Raw genomic sequence first — 15,557 nt, 5'->3', positions numbered from 1 at the left:
ATGAACAAAATGATAATGCTGCTGATAGCCGGCGGTATATTGACCTCCTGCATGAAAAACCCGCTGGACGGCTACAAAAGCCAGGAACGCGCGATCCTTTCATTCAGGCTGCCTGAAGGGCAGGCCGGTGAAGCGGAGATCGTGAACGGTGCAGACTCGGCCACCATCACCGTATGGGTGGAAAACGACCCGGACCTGAGCGCGGTGAGCCCGCTGGTAACCGTTTCCAAGGGCGCTTCCGTATTGCCGGCGAAAGGAGTGAAAGTGGATTTTGCTTCCAACGGCAACCGTTATGCCTACCGGGTGACCTCCGAAGCAGGCATCGCAAAATATTGGTACGTGCGCATCCTGAAGAAAGACGAACAGCCTGCCGGCCCCCGGCTGGAACTGCTGCAAAGCAATGGCAGATGGGATCCGCGCGTGACCGTTTACAGCGACCTGGATTACAACGAATACCTCACCCGCTACCAGGACTGGAACGGCGGCGACGGATGTTATTCCGTGCTGCTGCCGGACGGCCGCATCGTATGGTCGTTCCAGGACAGCTTTTTTGGGCAGGTGAGCGCAGACCGCAACCGCACCAACAACGTGATGCTACGCAACGCGGCACATTTGCAGCTGGATACTTCCTTACAAAGTTTCATACCACTCAACCCCGGTACCGGCAACCAAAGCCAGACCTGGATAAAATACGGCAATGCGCCCGAAGACCAGGATTGGTACTGGCCCGGGACCGGGCAGGTGCATAACGGGAAATTCCAGATGCTGCTCAGTCACGTCAGGAAAACCGGGGGAGGCACCTGGGATTTTATGCACGTAAGCACCGACCTCGCAATATTCGACCTGCCTTCCATGCAGCTCAGCCAGCTTATAAAAGATAAAGACCTGAACAGCAACTACAGCGCCGGCAGCATGAAAGCGCCTGATGGGTATACTTACATGTACAGCACCGAAAACGGTTTCCTCACTTCTTTCATGTACGTGGCACGTGCCGCGGGGCACGATCTTACAGGCAATTGGGAATATTACGGGCAGAACGGCTGGAGCGCCACGCCGGAGAAATTCAATGTTTGCAACGATATTTCCCAGCCGAATGTATTTTATAAGGACGGCAAATATTACCTCGTATCGCAGCAGATCATCTTCGGCCTGGATATCTACATCTACGAATCCAGTACGCCCGTTGGCCCCTGGACCAATAAGCGCACGCTGTACCGCATTCCTGAAAAATACACCGGCGATTTCATCAGCTACAATGCATTCGTGCATCACGCGCTGAGCAGGGAAGGAGAATTGGTGATCTCTTATAACATCAATCCCGTAGACTTTAATACCAATTTCAATAAACCCGGCAGTGCAGACCGGTACAGGCCATATTTCGTTCGCGTATTCAATTGGAAATAATGTTCATTAAGAAAGGAAAAAGATTATTGAGCCTGTTGCTGTTCACAGCCATGGCAGCAAAGGCACAGGACAAGACAGTCAGTTTAAACAGTGATGCAAAGGTGCGCTGGAAGGTAAAGGCTGCGGCTGAAGTATTGCCTGGTACCGGTTTGCATGCAGCGGGCTACAACGACAACGATTGGGTGAAAGCCGTTGTGCCCGGAACCGTGTTCGGATCGTTTGTGGAAGCGGGGCTGGAGAAGGATCCCAATTTCGGGGATAATATTTATAAGGTTGATAAAACAAAATACGACAGGGATTTCTGGTACAGGGTTGTTTTTGAGGCTTCCGCCGGGAAAAGCGGGGAGAAGCGATGGCTCAATTTTGAAGGTGTGAACCGGAAGGCCGAAGTGTTCCTGAACGGCCGCCGCCTTGGGCAACTGGATGGTTTTATGGACCGTGGGAAGTTTGATGTGACGGGTATTTTGCAGGAAGGTAAATCCAATGTGCTGGCCTTGCTGGTCAGCTGGCCCGGTACGCCGATCGTGAATTATTCAAGTCCTACCTATATTTCCAGCGCCAGCTGGGATTGGATGCCTTATGTGCCCGGCCTCAACATGGGGATCACAGACGATGTGTTCCTCAGCAGCTCCGGGCAGGTAACCATTACCGATCCCTGGGTGCGCACGGCCTTGCCGGATACCTCTCGCGCGAGGCTCAGCATCAGCATGGAGCTGGATAACCACTCCGCTGAAACGCAGGAAGGGACCGTATCCGGCGTGATCCAGCCGGGAGGGGTCAGTTTTTCGAAGAAGGTAAAGATACCCGCCGGGCAAACCGAACAGGTCTCGTTCCTGCCTGAAATTGAGCGCCCGCAGCTCTGGTGGCCCAATGGATACGGCGGTCAGCCGCTGTATACCTGCGATCTGAAATTCACCGTCAACGAAAATATATCCGACGAAAAAAAGATCACCTTCGGCGTAAAGCAATACAGCTACGATACGCTCGGCGGCGTATTGCATATTCATATCAACGGCAGGCGCATTTTCATTAAAGGCGGCAACTGGGGCATGTCTGAATACATGCTGCGCTGCCGCGGAGGGGAGTACGATACCAAAGTGAAGCTGCATAAGGAAATGAACTTTAACATGATCCGCAACTGGATCGGCAGCACCACGGACGAAGAATTCTACGCCGCTTGCGATAAATACGGCATCCTGGTATGGGACGACTTCTGGCTGAATTCGCATCCCAACCTGCCCAGGGATGTTTTTGCCTTCAACAGGAACGCGGTGGAAAAGATCAAACGCCTGCGCAATCACCCCAGCATTGCCGTGTGGTGCGGTGATAATGAAGGCTATCCCCTGCCGCCGCTGAACGGCTGGCTGCGGGAGAACATAGCGGCCTTCGATGGCAACGACCGCCTGTACCAACCCAACTCGCATTCCGACGGTTTGACCGGCAGCGGTCCCTGGACGAACTTTATGCCTGCCTGGTATTTCACAAAATACCCCGGCGGGTTCGGCGGAACGCCCGGCTGGGGCCTGCGTACGGAGATCGGCACTGCCGTTTTCACTTCCTTTGAAAGCTTTAAAAAATTCATGCCCGATACCAGCTGGTGGCCGCGCAACAAGATGTGGGACCTCCATTTCTTCGGTCCCTCCGCGGCCAACGCAGGGCCGGACCGGTATGATGACGCCATCAATAAAAGTTACGGCACTGCCACAGGAATTGAGGACTACTGCCGCAAAGCCCAGCTGGTGAACATCGAAACCAACAAGGCCATGTATGAAGGCTGGCTGCACCATATGTGGAACGATGCATCCGGCATCATGACCTGGATGAGCCAGAGCGCGTATCCCAGCCTGGTGTGGCAGACGTACGACTATTATTACGATCTCACCGGCGCGTACTGGGGCGTTAAAAAAGCCTGCGAGCCGCTACACATACAATGGAGCGCCGCTGATAACTCCGTGAAAGTGATCAACACTACTTCGCAGGACCACCGCCAGCTGCAGGCCGAAGCCATCGTGTATAATATGGACGGCACACCTGCAAAGGCATTCGGCCGGAAATTCACGGTAGACGCGGCTTCCAATACCGCTGCTTCCTGTTTCGACCTGAATTTCAACATCGATAATCTCGCATTTAAAAAGCAAGCCGTGGCGTCCTCGTTTTCCCCTGAAGGCGGCGAGGCCGGCGCAGTGGCGGATGGCAGCACCGGGTCGCGCTGGAGCAGCCGGTATGCGGACCATGAATGGGTGTACGTGGACCTTGGCGCCAGCCAGGAGATCAGCAGCGTGGTGCTGCATTGGGAAACCGCTTATGCACGCGCTTACAGTCTCCAGGTTTCCGGTGATGCGCAGTCGTGGGCAGACGTATACGTTATTGATACTGCTAAAGGCGGCCTTGAGACCATTTCCTTCAAACCGGTGAAAGCCCGTTACGTACGTATGCTGGGCCGCAAGCGGGCTACAGAGTGGGGATATTCGCTGTATGATTTTGAAGTGTATGGTAAAAAGAACACCGCTTTATCTGACGTGCAGTTTATCCGCCTGCTGCTGAAAGATGGGGACGGCAGGCTGCAATCTGAGAACTTCTACTGGAGAAGCAGCCGCATGGCGGATTACACGGCATTGTCCAAACTCCCGCCCGCGCGGTTGAAAGTATCTTCCGCGCTGCTGACCCGTGGCGATAGTTCTTACATCAGTGCGACTGTCACAAACTCATTGAAGGCCCCGGCATTTGCGGTGCATGTGCAGCTGGTAAGGGCCGATAATGGTGAACGCGTGTTGCCGGTGGTGATGAATGATAATTATTTTACGCTGCTGAAAGGGGAGAGCAGGCGGCTGGAGATCGTTTTCGAAGAAAAATTATTAAAGGGCGGGAAGTATAAATTACTGGTGACACCCTATAACAGGTGACCCGACCAAATTTAAAATAGATCTTACCCGGAAAAGGCTCGTCACAGCGGGTCTTTTCTTTTTCCTCACCTTGACATCACAAACCTGACGGGGATCGTTTTTTGCACCCATCCAGCCAAAACCATCTTCCGATGTTTTTATGCCAGGCGGTATCCCTGGCAGATCCTTGCGGATAAATTGCAGCAGCAGATGAATATGGATTACCCGGTTGCAATAAGAAAATATTGTTGCAAATTCGCATAAACGGATTAAACCCATGAAAGCATTCATCCTTATCGCCATTAACTTCTTCCTGCTGCCTGTTAACGCCTCCGCGCAGAAAGCCGAACCCCAGCTATTCGCCGGTACTATCGACGGAAAGATCGCGATCACCCTGTACCTGCATGCGGAAGAGCATCACTGTGAGCCAAGGCTGGTATACGAGGGTATCTATAAATATGATAAGGTTCCGGGAAACGATAGCTGGCTCTGGCTGAAGATCGACTATAACGATGCCGGCCAGTATGTGATGCTGGAAGAACGGGTCACCGGCGTTATGATCCTCCGCAAAGAAAACGATGGCTTCTCCGGCATATGGATCCACCCTGATGGCGTAACCCAGCGGAAGGTCGTTCTCAAAAAGAAACAGGTGTCCAAAGAAGTGCTTGACAAACACAAGCAATACTTCGATGACACCAATTACCGTTACCACGACTGTTAACTCTAACGCCCGTTATAACATCCGGTCACCGCTTCCTGAAATGAATGTTTGCAAATTGGATAAAATGTGTCCAGTCGAACAGCGTCATGTCGTGTTCCCCTTCGCGGTTGTGATAGCCCAGGATGGAGGTTGCCACGGCTGCGTTGGTGGCAGGCGGAGTAGAAGGGAGATTGGACTTGAGACCATATAGCGCGTACACTTTTTCCGCATTTTTTAAGGCGAGGAAAGTGCCGGTCGGGTCTGCCCAGAGGTCTTTCGTGGCGTTCGTTGCGTAAACGGGCCGGGGCGCTATTAGCGCAATAAGCATATGCTGGTCTACCGGGAGGTCGTTTTCCCGGTCGTTGTATTTTTTATAATTATCATTGAACCAATGCGGGAAGGTGGTATTGATCCGGCTCACCCGTTCGCCGAATTGCCGCCGCGCCAGGGCAGCGCCGCTGTTCCCGGAGCAGTTGGTAATGCAGATGGCAAACCGCTGATCCTGCGCCGCCGCCCAGAGCGAAGTTTTCCCTCCGCGGGAATGACCTGTCAGCGCCACCTTTGAAGCATTCACCAAAGGCTCCTTTTCAAAATAATCCATTACCCTGGCCGCACCCCATGCCCAGGCGCCAATGGCTTTCATGCCGTTGGCAGCCTGCAACTGCCCGGGGTACAATTGCAATACGCCGTTCACAAATGTATCCTTATTGTCGGGCGCAAGATCGCTGACGTGGAACGCAGCAATGGCATAACCGCTGTCAATCACCACTTCCGCGGGCCAGAACGGGCTTTTTTCTTTCCGGTCGGGATCAGTAATATTTTTCCCGCGGTTGTTGATCAGCAGGAACACCGGCACGGGCCGGGGAACGTTGTTAGGAATGAACAGGGTGAGGTGGATGGAAACGGATTGTCCTGCGCGGTATACGCTGATCCGGGTTTCTTTCAGCAAAGCCTTCCCCTCCATGGCCCGCGGCTCTTCCCGCAGGGTGGTAAAGCGGATGCTGTCGAAATCATGCGGCATCTGCCCATAGATATTGTCTTCAAACAAACGGAGCACTTCCGGCCGCCGCACTTTCTCCCAGGTGCGCACATTTTTTACCCGTTGTCCGCTGAGCGTCAGCAGCGGGTCCGGCAGCGTGTAGGCAGGAACTTTGGATTCGTCGTACTGCTGCGCCTGCGCGGTGATGCAGCATAGCAGGGCGAGGATGAACGGGATGATTTTCATACGGGAGTTTTTTGCATGGATCAACACTAAAATAATTGTTTATCGACAGCTTGTCAAGGTGCTTCACCAACGATTTTTTCCCGTTTCGCCTAAATTTCATTTAACTTTTTACCTTTGCCCTCAAAATTTGCCGTTCTCATCCACGGCAATGCCAAAAGTAATCGAAGAACTTTCCGTTCCTGTTCTATCCTGCCACATCCGTATTTGAGACATATTAAACCAGGAACTAATTGATAAGTGCCGTCTGAATCGCTACATACTGATGAATCTGCTCTGCTTGTACGCATCGCCGAAGGCGATGAGCAGGCCTTTGCTGCGTTGTTCTTTACATGGGCCACGCCGCTGGCCGCTATTGCCATGAAGATCGTGAAGAACGAATATGCCCGCCAGGAAGTAGTGCAGGAGGTATTCATCAAGGTTTGGCTGCACCGCGATAAGCTGGGCAAAGTAGAGAACCTGGGCGCCTGGCTCCGCAAGGTCACCGTCAACCAAAGCCTGCTGTCACTGCAACGCCATGCGGCCGATGATAAACGGCTGGAAGCCTTCCAGTTAAGACAAAGCTCTTTCGATAATACCAGCACCCTTGAACTGAAAGAGATCCGTCACCTGGTACATGAAGCCATCGAATCCCTTCCCCAGCAACGGAAGATCATTTACCGCCTGAACCGCGTAGAAGGAAAGACCACCCGCGAGATCGCCGAAGAGCTGCAGCTGTCTCACGGCTACGTGCGTAACGCGCTCAGCGCGGCCCTGGCGGCTATCAGGGAACGGCTCACTGCTTCCGGGCTGCTTACGCTGTTGCTTTTATTGCACCGCTAAAATTTTTTTTCATGGGATGATGACAAAACCCCGCTTGCCATGATCTTATACTATGAACAGCATGGAAAATACCCGATTACATCACCTTGCGCAGGATTTTCTTGACAACAAACTGGATGAGGCAGGCCAGCAGGAATTCTATGCCCTTCTCGGGGATCCCGGGCAACGGGAGGCCCTTGCGGAAATATTCATAGAGCTCACCGGGCAGCCTGATATGGACCTGGCGTTTGATCCCGCGCTCCGGCCTTTGCTGGACAAGGTGACCGAGACCGACCGGCCCCGCACAGCGCCCCTGCGGCGGATGCATTACTGGGGCTGGGCCGCGGCTATCGGCCTGCTCGTGCTTGCAGGCAGCGTTTACCGGCTTACGGAACAGCGGGGCAGCACTGCCCCCGCTTATTCGCAGGCGAAGAACACTGGAACACCCGGCAAACAAGGCGCAGTGCTCACGCTGGCAGACGGCTCCACCGTATTGCTGGACAGCATGCACAATGGCGTGGTGGCCAGCCAGTCCGGCACCAATGTAGTGCTGGATAACGGGCAGGTAGTGTACGACCCGGAAGAAACCGCGGCAGCAGCCACAGCATACAACACCATCTCTACGCCCAGAGGCCGGCAGTTCCGCATCGTATTGCCCGATGGCACAAAGGTGTGGCTGAACGCCGCATCATCCCTGCAATACCCAGTGGTTTTCACCGGTAATACACGCGAGGTGCGGATCACGGGAGAAGCTTATTTTGAAGTTGCGGCGGACGCAGCTAAACCTTTCTCCGTGCACTTCAGCGAAAAAGGCATAGTGGAAGTACTGGGCACAGCGTTCAACATCAACGCCTATGCAGACGAGCCAATGGTAAAAACAACGCTCCTGCGCGGCAGCATAAGAGTGAACAAACAACAGGTGCTGCAGCCCGGCGAACAGGCAAGCATCGGCAGCAACAACGGCCTCTCCGTGGAACATAGCGCTTACGCGGAAGATGCGGTCGCGTGGAAGAACGGCCTGTTCATCATGAGCGGTACAGACCTGCCGGCATTGTTCCGGCAGGTATCGAGATGGTATGATATAGAAGTAGACATGAGAGGCACATTGCCCGACCGCACCTTTGGCGGCACTATCGGGAGAAATGTAAGCCTGACAGATATAATCGAGGCATTGAATATTTATGGGGTGAATTGCAGACTGGAAAACGGCAAACTGATCGTACAACCATAAAAACATTGGCCCGGCCCAAAAAAGAAAACCGCCCCGTCTGACTCACGGAGCGGCTATAAGGTCGGGCTAATAAACCAAATACAGGTTCTGTTTTATTTATCAACCAAAACCAGCCAAATGTATGCAATTAATTGCGTTTTTGGTCCGGCATTTTTATGTCCCTGCCGGATTATTGTTGAGACCGTTACGGCGTACGAAAATCGCCGCTGCTCTTTTTCTTGTTGTAAGTCTCTATGCCAGCGCAGCTTCCGCGCAAAAGATCACGCTTAACCTGAAACGCGCTTCCCTGAAGGAAATTTTCGGGAAACTGGAATCGCAGACAGGTATGTCATTTATGTGGGACGAACGGATCTTAAGAAGATCGGCCCCGCAGGATGTGCAGGTAACCAACGCTACCCTGCCTGAAGTGATGAACATGGTGCTGCGCAACCAGCCGCTCACTTACCGCATTGTCAACAAAATGGTGGTGATCAATGAAAAGATCGTGACCACCACGCCCGGGGAACAGATCTTACAGGAAATTTCCGGCGCCGTGCGCGATGAATCCGGCAAGGGCATTGCCTTTGCGACGGTACGCGTGAAAGGTACCACCACCGGCGCTGTGTCTTCGCCGGATGGTGCATTTAAGCTGGAGGTGAAAGATTTTCCCGCCGTACTGCAGGTCAGTTGCCAGGGTTATGCTTCCCGGGAAGTAAGGGTAACGGGGCCGGGTACACTAAATGTAATGCTGGCCAGGTCGCTGCAGCAGATCGGCGAAGTGGTGGTGACAACCGGTATTTTTAACCGGAAAAAAGAAAGTTTTACCGGCGCCGTAACCACCGTTACCGCCGAGCAGCTGGCTCAGTTCGGCAACCGCAACCTGATCACTTCCCTCCGCAACATCGATCCATCCTTCAACATCGTGGAGAGCAACACTTTCGGCTCCAATCCCAACCGCCTGCCGGAAATACAGATCCGCGGCAACTCCAGCCTGCCCAATGTGAACGAGCTGCAGGATGAAACGCGCGTGGGCATGAACACCCCGCTGGTGGTGCTGGACGGGTTTGAGTCTTCCCTGCAAAAACTGCTGGACATCAACCAGAACGAAGTAGAATCCATCACCATGCTGAAAGACGCGTCTGCCACGGCCATCTACGGCTCCCGCGGCGCCAACGGCGTGATCGTGATCAAAACCAGGGCGCCGCAGCCGGGGAAGCTGCGCCTGTCTTACCGCGGCGATGTGAACATCGAAATGCCGGACCTCACTGCTTACGATGTGCTGAACGCCCGTGAAAAGCTGGAACTGGAATATAAGGTCGGCCTGTACGACAATGCCCGCGCGGAAAACGATGTGGTGCTGAAGCAGTATTACAACTACCTGCTGAGCGAAGTGAACCGCGGCGTGGAAACCGACTGGCTTTCCAAACCCGTGCGCACCGGCATCGGCCAGCGGCACAACGTGCGCATGGAAGGCGGCGATAACGCATTCCGTTATTCCATTTCCGCGCAGGTAAACGATATACAGGGCGTCATGAAAGGCTCTGCCCGCCGTACTTTCAACGGTACCATCAACCTCAGCTATTATTACCGCAACATCCGCTTCACCAACAGCCTGCTCATCGGCCTGGGCGAAAGCGCGGAATCGCCCTACGGCTCATTTTCCGATTACGTGAAGATGAACCCTTATTGGGCGCCTTACGACGAAAAAGGACGCGTAAGGAAACAGCTGGGTTATCCCGGTTCCAATATCTACACAGGCCGCTGGAGCCCGCTGCCTACCAATCCTTTGTATGATGCTACACTGAATACCTTCCAGGAATATAAGACCACAGACATTACCAACAATCTTTCCGTAGAATGGCGCCTGCATCCTGACCTGCTTTTCAGGGCAAGGCTCGGCCTTACGAAGATGAACTCCGATTCGGATTATTTCCGGCCCGCGGACCATACCGCGTTTGCTTCCACCGAAAACATCCTCCGAAGGGGCTCCTACCAATACGGCGTGAACAAAGGCTTCCGCTACGACGCCAGCGCCAACCTCAGCTATACCCGCCAGTTCGGCGCCCACGCACTGTTTGCCGGGCTGGACTATAACATCCGGCAGACCAGGACCTCCGGTTACAGCTTCCTCGCGGAAGGCTTTACCAATCCTAACTTCGACTTTATTTCCATGGCCCTGCAATACGCAGAAGGCGGCAAACCGGGCGGCTCCGAAAGCCTCTCCCGGTCTGTAGGCGTTACCGGCAGCGTGAACTATACCTACGATGAACGCTATTTCATGGACCTCTCCCTCCGCTCAGACGGCGCTTCACAGTTCGGAAGGCTCAACCGTTTTGCGCCTTTCTGGTCTGCCGGCCTCGGCTGGAACCTGCATAAAGAATCCATGTTCAAAGACCTGGCGTTCATCAACCGGCTGAAGCTGCGCGGCTCCACGGGCGTTACCGGTTCGCAGAACTTCAACGCCTACCAGGCTTTGTCTACCTACCGCTACTTTACAGACGACCGCTACTTCAACTGGACGGGCGCCTACCTGCTGGGCCTGGGCAACGAATTCCTGAAATGGCAACAGAAAATGAACTACAACATCGGGCTGGAAGCGGACCTTTTCAACCGCCGGCTGAGCCTTGTGGCGGATTATTATATTGAAACCACCAACGGACTTATATCCTCTGTAGACCTTCCTGCATCCAACGGCTTCTCCAGCTATATCGAGAATATCGGGAAACTGGAGAACCGCGGGATAGAGGTGAAGGCCACCGCATTCATCGTGCGCAATATGCAGAAAGGGCTTGCCTGGAGCGTCAGCGGTGCATTGGTGCATAACGTGAACAGGATCGTGGAAATATCCGACGCGCTCAAGGCCGCGCAGAAAAGTACGGAGAACGCTGCAGGCGCGGTGCCCGGCTTCCTGTACAAAGAGGGATATTCTTCCAACACCATCTGGGTGGTGCCTTCACTGGGCATAGATCCCAGTACAGGCAAGGAAATGTACCTGGACCGGAACGGCCAGCCCACCTACACCTGGAACTCCCTGGACCTGCGCGCCAGCGGCATCAGCGAACCGGCTTACTTCGGCAACTTCAGCACCATGCTGCGGTATAAGAACTTTTCCATGAACCTGTCCTTCGGTTACCGCTTCGGCGGCCAGCTCTACAACCAGACGCTGATCAATAAAGTGGAGAACGCGGATTACGCTTACAACGTGGATTCCCGCGTGTACGACAACCGCTGGCAGAAACCGGGAGACAATGCGGCTTTCAAAGGATTGCTGGTAACGGCCCGCACCAACCGCACCTCGCGTTTTGTGCAGGATGAAAAAACGCTCACCATGCAAAACGCCAACTTCCAGTACGACGTGCGCAGCGCATTCGCGAAAAAGCTGAAGATGCAGGCATTGTCTTTCTCGGCAAACATGGCCGATCTTTTTTACCTGTCTACCGTACGGCGCGAAAGGGGTACCAACTATCCTTTCTCCCGCCAGATGTCCCTGACCGTAAACGCTATGTTCTAACCAGCAAACCAGTATTCCAATGACATCGAGTAAATATATTATCGCGGGGCTGCTGGGCATGGTGCTGTGCACTACATCCTGCAAAAAATGGCTGACCGTTCAGCCTAAAACGCAGATGCCCGCAGACGTGCTTTTTACCACTGAGAGCGGCTTCCAGGACGCGCTCACCGGCGTGTACATCCAGATGAAATCTGCCTCCGCCTACGGCCAGCATATGACCTTCGGCACGATCGAAAGGCTCACCTCTTCCTGGGATGTGACCAGCAACACCACCGAGCAGCGCCTGGGCCTGTTCAACTATTCCGATGAAGGCGTGCAGGGTGCGCTCTCCGGCATATACGGGCAGGAATACAAGATCATTTCCAGCATCAACGCCATCCTCGCCGAAGTGGACGCCAAAAGGGACGTGTTCCTTTCCCCCGGCTCATACGAAATGATGAAAGGCGAATGCCTCGCGCTGCGCGCATATTGCCACCTGGACCTGCTGCGGCTTTTCGGGCCGGTACCTGGCAACATACCCGGCGGCACCGTGCTGCCGTATGTGAAAAAGATCTCCAAAGATCCGAACCAGCACCTGGCCTATGATCAATACCAGGCCGAGCTGCTGAACGATCTCACTGAAGCTGCTGCTTTGCTGAAAGAGGTTGATCCGTTCACCAAATATTCCCAGGCAGACCTTTCCAATCCCGGCGGCAGCAGTTCTCCTTTCCGGCCAGACAACAATTATTCCGCCTGGCGTTTCCTGCGGATGAACTACTATGCCGTGAAAGCATTGCAGGCCCGCGCCTATCTCTGGTTCCAGGACAACGCTTCCGCTTACGCCTGCGCCAAAGAAGTGATAGACGCAAAGAACCCGGATGGCAATGCCAAGTTTCGCCTTGGCCTGCTCAGCGATATGTCCGGCGGCAACCTGAACCTTTCCATGGAACATGTGTTCGGGCTGTACGACTTCCAGCTGGCCGCGAAGTATGAAGCGCAGTTCCTGTCCGGCAACCTGAAGAAAGGCAGCGCCGTTACCACCGTGAACAACCAGCTGTACGGCAATACCGGTACGGATATCCGCGAAACCAACCTCTGGTCGCTGATCACGCTGGCCAACGGCTCCAAGTGCTACATCATGAAGAAATATATCGCTTCCACGGAAAGCGCGCAGATAGCGCCTTTCCAGGTACCGATGCTGCGCGTCAGCGAAATGTACCTCGTTGCCGCGGAAACAGCCCCGGCAGGAGAAGGCCAGCAGTATTGGGACGCCTTCCGCACCGCGCGCAATATTTCCAATGCGCCGTTGCCCGCAGACCCGGTGCAGTTGCAACGTGAGCTGGTGAAAGAATACCGCAAGGAATTCTTCGCCGAAGGCCAGTCGTTCTTCGCCTATAAACGCATCAACGCTCCCAAGGCCAGTTTCCTCTGGGCGCCTTCCGCAGCCACCATCAACTACGTGGTGCCGCTGCCTTTAAGTGAATTTGTTCAATAACAAAAAGCGTAAAGAATGAAGCATCATATATTGACCGCAGCCATGCTGGCCGCTTTGCTGGCTGGTTGCAAAAAAGACCAGTACTACCTCTACAACGATACCGCCCGGTTGCAGTTCGGGCCGGCTGCAGACCGCATCTACTCGGCGTCTTTCGATATGGCAGATACCGTGAAGCCTTATACTTTTTACTACGAACCGGCCGCCACCACCGAAGATACCGTGTACTTCGACATCTATGCCATCGGCGGCGTGAGCGGTAAAGACAGGCCCTTCACCATTGAGCAGGTAAACCTGGAAGGAGAGGAGAATGCTGTGCCGGGCGTGCATTACAAAGCATTTTCAGACCCTTCCCTGAAAGACGTGTATGTGATAAAAGCAGGCAAGGTGCACGATTCCGTGCCCATCGTGCTGCTGCGCGACCCTTCCCTGAAAAACAAAAGCGTGAAGCTGCAGATACAGGTGAAGGCCAATGAGCACTTCCAGCCGGGAGAAGTGAGAAAGCTGTGGAGAAGGGTGGAATTTACCGACATGCTCAGCCAGCCCGCCGCGTGGAACGCTTCTGCCACGCAATATTACTGGGGCAAGTACAGCCGCGTGAAACATTCCTTCATGATTGAACAAACAGGCGAGAAGTGGGACCAGGAGTTCCTGGTGTTTGTGAATACGGATTATGCGCTGCTCACTTTCTGGCGGCTGAAACTGCGTACCCTGCTCACCGATTACAACAACGCCCATCCCGGCGAGCCGCTGACGGATGAAACAGGCGAAACTGTCGTATTCCCTTAATCTTCAAAACGACCTTTCATGAAATTGATATATCAAAGCCTGGCCGCCTGCTGCATGCTGCTGATCAGCTCCTGCTACAAGGACCATGGCAATTATACCTACGATGTGCCGGAAGAGATCACCATTACCGGTATTGCAGGCACTTACGATAAAGTTTCGCTGGTAGACAGGATCACGATCGACCCGCAGGTAAGCTCCAGCGATCCCAAGGCGGAATTCACTTACTGGTGGGGCATTTACGAAACCAATGTACAGGGCTCCGCGCCCAAAGTGGATACCATCGGGCGTACCAAGGCGCTGGATTACCTGGTAACGCAGCCGGCCAAAGGCTGGGTACTCGTGTTCGGCGCGAAGAACGTGCATACCGGCGTCAGCAGGATCGTGACCGCCGGCGTAAACGTGATCACCCAGTTCACCCGCGGCTGGTACGTGATGAAAGATGATGGCGCCAAAACAGATGTGGATCTTTTCTTAACGCCTTCCGGCATTGTTCCTGCGTCAAAAACGGAGAATGTATTTTCGATGGTAAACAACAGGAAGCTGGATGGCGAAGCAAGCCTTTTCGGTTTCTATACCAATTACAAATCGAATGTTACCGGCACGCTGGCCAATACCAGGGCGCTTTTCATCCTCTCCGGGAAAGATGCCAGCGTGGTGAACATCAATACCTTCAAGGAAATACATGGCCTCAGCGGCTTGTTCTATGAAACGCCTTCCGTGAAAAAGCCCGGCAGCATCAGCGAAGCTTCGCAGGCCAATTATTTCGTGAACGGCGGGCACCTGCACAGCATCTATTCTATGTCTGCCAACGTGGGCCTGTTCGGCGGCAAGCAGCTGCGCGACGACAACAACAGCCCCTACAGCCTTTCAAAGTATTTCCTGGCGTACTCGTTCTATAATCCATTCTTCTTCGACGAGCTTAGCTCTTCCTTTGTTTCCGCCACCGGTACAGGGTCAGTATTGTCCGCCGTTACAGATGCGCCCGGCACGGAAATGCCTGCCAACAGCAATAATAAAGAGCTGCTGTTCATGGGTATCAAATCCACCAACCCATATGCCGGCGTGGCGCTCTTCCGCGATAAGACGGACCCTGCGCTGAAGATACTGTCCATCATCACGCCTTCCAATTTCTCGCTGAAAATGGAGAACGATACGCTGGCAGCCACGGATAAGCTGAACCAGGCCGAACGTTTTGGGATGATCGTGGCCGATGAGAACATCCTGTATTTTTCGGCAGGCGGAGAGGTATGGTCCAGGAACCTGAGCAATGGCGCGGAGCAATTGCAGTTTACCGTGCCTGCGGGTGAGAATATTACGTTTATACGTCACCGTAAGTATGCCGGCAATACAACTGCGGAGCAGCCGTTTTATTACAATTACATACTGATAGGCACTACCGTCAACAGTCAGTACAAAGTGCGCGCATTCCCGAAAACATCCGGCAACCTGGCCGCCAGTCCTGCTTTCACGATGGAAGGGCAGGGTAGCGTGGGAGACGTGATCTACCTGGCGCCGCCGATGGGCAATACGACTTATCCAAACAGTTATTAACCAACTTTATCTCAAC

At 53.8% G+C, this 15,557-nt stretch carries 10 protein-coding genes; 9 read left to right on the top strand and 1 reads right to left on the bottom strand.

The genetic code is table 11. The features are described from left to right. The 3 genes from R3I13_RS01540 to R3I13_RS01530 all read left to right on the top strand — a co-directional run bounded on the left by R3I13_RS01540 (position 1) and on the right by R3I13_RS01530 (position 5,007). The gene (locus tag R3I13_RS01540) at positions 1–1,404 is read left to right on the top strand and encodes a DUF5005 domain-containing protein (RefSeq protein WP_346316149.1); all 1,404 of its coding nucleotides are present in this window, start codon (positions 1–3) and stop codon (positions 1,402–1,404) included. After that, entirely contained in the window at positions 1,404–4,307 is a 2,904-nt protein-coding gene (locus R3I13_RS01535; protein WP_346316148.1) for a discoidin domain-containing protein, read from the top strand. The genes R3I13_RS01540 and R3I13_RS01535 overlap by 1 nt, the downstream gene beginning before the upstream one ends. A 256-nt stretch (positions 4,308–4,563) precedes the next feature. Further along, positions 4,564–5,007: a hypothetical protein gene (locus tag R3I13_RS01530; protein ID WP_346316147.1), complete on the top strand. Its 444-nt coding sequence runs from the start codon at positions 4,564–4,566 to the stop codon at positions 5,005–5,007. Positions 5,008–5,032: 25 nt separating this feature from the next. Here the strand turns inward: R3I13_RS01530 and R3I13_RS01525 are convergent, their stop codons facing one another. Then, positions 5,033–6,211 (bottom strand): prolyl oligopeptidase family serine peptidase, encoded by a 1,179-nt coding sequence (locus tag R3I13_RS01525; RefSeq protein ID WP_346316146.1) that lies wholly within the window; start codon positions 6,209–6,211, stop codon positions 5,033–5,035. Between the two features lie 237 nt (positions 6,212–6,448). On the opposite strand from R3I13_RS01525, the gene R3I13_RS01520 reads away from it, so the two are divergent. The 6 genes from R3I13_RS01520 (at position 6,449) to R3I13_RS01495 (ending at position 15,541) form a co-directional block, all read left to right on the top strand. Next, positions 6,449–7,030 carry a sigma-70 family RNA polymerase sigma factor gene (locus R3I13_RS01520; protein ID WP_346316145.1) on the top strand — a complete coding sequence of 194 codons (582 nt, stop codon included), beginning with the start codon at positions 6,449–6,451 and terminating at the stop codon, positions 7,028–7,030. Between the two features lie 61 nt (positions 7,031–7,091). Next, positions 7,092–8,240 (top strand): FecR domain-containing protein, encoded by a 1,149-nt coding sequence (locus R3I13_RS01515; RefSeq protein WP_346316144.1) that lies wholly within the window; start codon positions 7,092–7,094, stop codon positions 8,238–8,240. 175 nt (positions 8,241–8,415) lie between these two features. Continuing rightward, a complete protein-coding gene (locus R3I13_RS01510) occupies positions 8,416–11,730 on the top strand; it encodes a SusC/RagA family TonB-linked outer membrane protein (protein WP_346316143.1) in 3,315 nt (1,104 codons plus the stop codon). Between the two features lie 19 nt (positions 11,731–11,749). Next, positions 11,750–13,204: a RagB/SusD family nutrient uptake outer membrane protein gene (locus R3I13_RS01505; protein WP_346316142.1), complete on the top strand. Its 1,455-nt coding sequence runs from the start codon at positions 11,750–11,752 to the stop codon at positions 13,202–13,204. A 15-nt stretch (positions 13,205–13,219) separates the two neighbouring features. Continuing rightward, positions 13,220–13,990, top strand: a complete 771-nt coding sequence (locus tag R3I13_RS01500) for a DUF4843 domain-containing protein (protein WP_346316141.1) — start codon at positions 13,220–13,222, stop codon at positions 13,988–13,990. 18 nt (positions 13,991–14,008) lie between these two features. Further along, positions 14,009–15,541, top strand: coding sequence for a PKD-like family lipoprotein (locus R3I13_RS01495; protein WP_346316140.1), 1,533 nt, complete (start codon positions 14,009–14,011; stop codon positions 15,539–15,541). Positions 15,542–15,557: the final 16 nt, after the last annotated feature.

Source organism: Chitinophaga sp. YIM B06452 (assembly GCF_039655965.1).
GTDB lineage: Bacteria > Bacteroidota > Bacteroidia > Chitinophagales > Chitinophagaceae > Chitinophaga.
The sequence above is the reverse complement of the archived record's forward strand: the minus strand, read 5'-3'. Positions and strand labels throughout refer to the sequence as shown.

Coding starts and splice junctions, on each gene's coding strand:
- R3I13_RS01530 (WP_346316147.1), top strand. CDS start 4,564: ATGAAAGCATTCATCCTTATCGCCATTAACTTCTTCCTGCTGCCTGTT.
- R3I13_RS01535 (WP_346316148.1), top strand. CDS start 1,404: ATGTTCATTAAGAAAGGAAAAAGATTATTGAGCCTGTTGCTGTTCACA.
- R3I13_RS01505 (WP_346316142.1), top strand. CDS start 11,750: ATGACATCGAGTAAATATATTATCGCGGGGCTGCTGGGCATGGTGCTG.
- R3I13_RS01525 (WP_346316146.1), bottom strand. CDS start 6,211: ATGAAAATCATCCCGTTCATCCTCGCCCTGCTATGCTGCATCACCGCG.
- R3I13_RS01540 (WP_346316149.1), top strand. CDS start 1: ATGAACAAAATGATAATGCTGCTGATAGCCGGCGGTATATTGACCTCC.
- R3I13_RS01495 (WP_346316140.1), top strand. CDS start 14,009: ATGAAATTGATATATCAAAGCCTGGCCGCCTGCTGCATGCTGCTGATC.
- R3I13_RS01500 (WP_346316141.1), top strand. CDS start 13,220: ATGAAGCATCATATATTGACCGCAGCCATGCTGGCCGCTTTGCTGGCT.
- R3I13_RS01515 (WP_346316144.1), top strand. CDS start 7,092: ATGGAAAATACCCGATTACATCACCTTGCGCAGGATTTTCTTGACAAC.